Here is a 2,605-nt window from a genome sequence, read left to right as displayed (position 1 = left end):
TGTTGCCGCTGACCGAAAACTGACCCAGTAGAGGCTGTTCTGCCGACTGAAAACTGACCCAGGTGTTCAACTGCTTCTGCTCAATTTTTGAGCAGGAGAACACAGGGTGATCAGTATGGAAATGATGGGCAAAATCCGCCGGATGTATTTCCGCGACAAGCTGTCGCTGCATGAGATAGCCAAGCGCACCGGGTTGGCGCGCAACACGATTCGCAAGTGGGTCAGAGCACCTGAGGCCAAGCCGCCGGTCTACCAACGCCGCGCGATCTTCAACAAACTCAGCCCTTTTCACGCCACGCTGGAGCAGGCGCTAAAAGCCGATTCGCTGCGGCCCAAGCAACAGCGGCGCAGTGCCAAGGCGCTGTTGGCGCAAATCAAAGCCGAAGGTTATGACGGTGGCTACAGCCAGCTCACCGCGTTTATCCGTGCCTGGCGAGGGGGACAGGGCAAGGCGTCGCAGGCCTTTGTGCCGCTGACCTTTGCTCTTGGCGAGGCGTTTCAGTTTGACTGGAGCGAGGAAGGCTTGCTGGTCGGCGGCATTTACCGGCGTATGCAGGTGGCACATCTGAAGCTGTGTGCCAGCCGTGCGTTCTGGCTTGTGGCGTATCCGAGCCAGGGCCATGAGATGTTATTTGACGCCCATACACGCTCGTTCGGCTCCTTGGGCGGCGTGCCGCGCCGGGGCATCTACGACAACATGAAGACCGCCGTCGACAGGGTCAATAAGGGCAAAGGCCGGGCGGTGAATGCGCGCTTTGCGGTGATGTGCGCGCATTACCTGTTCGATCCGGACTTCTGCAACGTCGCCGCTGGTTGGGAAAAGGGCATCGTTGAAAAGAACGTGCAAGACAGCCGCAGGCGTATCTGGCTAGACGCCCAGGACTGCCAGTTTCACTCCTTCGAGGAACTCAATGCCTGGCTGGGCCAGCGCTGCCGCGCGCTTTGGAACGAGCTGACGCACCCTCAATACAGCGGGCTGAGTGTGGCCGAAGTGCTGGAGTTGGAGCGCGCTGAACTGATGCCTGTGCCAGCGCCATTCGACGGTTACGTCGAGCGGCCTGCGCGGGTCTCCAGCACCTGCCTGGTCAGCGTCGGGCGCAACCGCTACTCGGTGCCGTGTGAGTACGCGGGTAAGTGGGTCAGCAGCCGTTTGTATCCGACCCGCATCGAGGTGGTGGCCGATGATGCGCTGATAGCCAGCCATGCGCGCTTGCTGGATCGCGACCAGGTCAGCTACGACTGGCAGCACTACATCCCGCTGATTGAGCGCAAGCCCGGCGCGCTGCGCAACGGAGCGCCCTTTGCTGATCTGCCGGTGCCGCTGCGTCAGCTTAAGCACGGCCTGGGGCGTCATGCCGGCGGTGACCGGATCATGGCGCAAGTCCTGGCTGCCGTACCGGTCGCCGGACTCGATGCCGTGCTGGTAGCCGTTGAGCTGGTACTGGAGAGCGGCAGCCTGAGCGCCGAACACATCCTCAATGTCGTGGCACGGCTGACAGCATCCGAACCACCACCCAGCGTCGAAACCCACTTGTCGCTCAAGGAAGCCCCCGTCGCTAACACGGCGCGCTACGACCGCCTGCGTGGCCAGGCCGAGGAGGTCGGTCATGCGTGATTTGATGGCGGAACTCAAGGAGCTGCGCCTGCACGGCATGGCCACGGCCTGGGCGGAGTTAACTGCACAGGGTGAGTCGAACACAGCCTCGTCCAAGTGGCTGCTCGAACACCTGCTGGAACAAGAGCACACAGATCGCGCCATGCGCTCGGTTAGCCACCAGATGAACATGGCCAAGCTGCCGATGCACCGCGATCTGGCCGGCTTCGACTTCAGCGCCTCCAGCGCCGACGCTCGCTTGATCAGCGAGCTGGCCAACCTGAGCTTTACCGACACCGCGCAGAACGTGGTGCTGATCGGTGGGCCAGGCACCGGTAAAACCCACCTAGCCACCGCGCTGGCCGTGTCCGGCATCACCCGGCACGGTAAGCGCGTGCGCTTCTACTCCACGGTCGATCTGGTCAATCTGCTGGAGCGCGAAAAACACGACGGCAAAGCCGGGCGGATCGCCCAGGCACTGCTGCGCATGGATCTGGTCATCCTCGACGAACTGGGTTATCTGCCGTTCAGCCAGGCTGGCGGTGCGTTGCTGTTTCACCTGCTGTCCAAGCTGTACGAACACACCAGCGTGGTGATCACCACCAACCTGAGCTTCGCCGAATGGTCGAGCGTGTTCGGCGACGCCAAGATGACCACCGCCCTGCTGGATCGGCTGACCCACCACTGCCACATCGTCGAAACCGGTAACGAGTCCTATCGCCTGCAACACAGTAGCTTGGCGGCCCAGGCCAAGATCAAATCACGGGAGCGAAAGCGTAAGGGCAGCCAGGAACCGGAGGACGATGAGCCGTTCTGATTTCATGGCGACGACGGCCTGCTACATGGCTGCGTGTGGCAGGTCTTAAACAACTGAACTGGGCTAGCGAAGGAGTGGGGGCAACAGCAGCTGCGCTGGTAGACTTATCCACAGTTGCTGGTAACAAAATCAGCAATCCGCCCTGGGTCAAATTTCAATCGGCAGGGTGGGTCAATTTTCCATCAGCGCCAACA

The 2,605-nt window shown here is 61.3% G+C and carries 2 protein-coding genes; both read left to right on the top strand.

Annotated features, from left to right (window positions below; genetic code table 11):
- Positions 1-115 precede the first annotated feature (115 nt).
- Positions 116-1,615 (top strand): IS21 family transposase, encoded by a 1,500-nt coding sequence (istA, locus tag CYD26_RS24630; protein WP_102053904.1) that lies wholly within the window; start codon positions 116-118, stop codon positions 1,613-1,615.
- On the top strand, positions 1,608-2,411 hold the full coding sequence (istB, locus tag CYD26_RS24625; protein WP_029309271.1) for an IS21-like element ISPst3 family helper ATPase IstB: 804 nt from the start codon (positions 1,608-1,610) through the stop codon (positions 2,409-2,411). The genes istA and istB overlap by 8 nt, the downstream gene beginning before the upstream one ends.
- Positions 2,412-2,605 lie beyond the last annotated feature (194 nt).

It is taken from the genome of Pseudomonas sp. FFUP_PS_473, assembly GCF_002858665.1.
GTDB lineage: Bacteria > Pseudomonadota > Gammaproteobacteria > Pseudomonadales > Pseudomonadaceae > Aquipseudomonas > Aquipseudomonas defluvii.
Note: the sequence above shows the minus strand (reverse complement) of the source record. Positions and strands in the feature narration are given on the sequence as shown.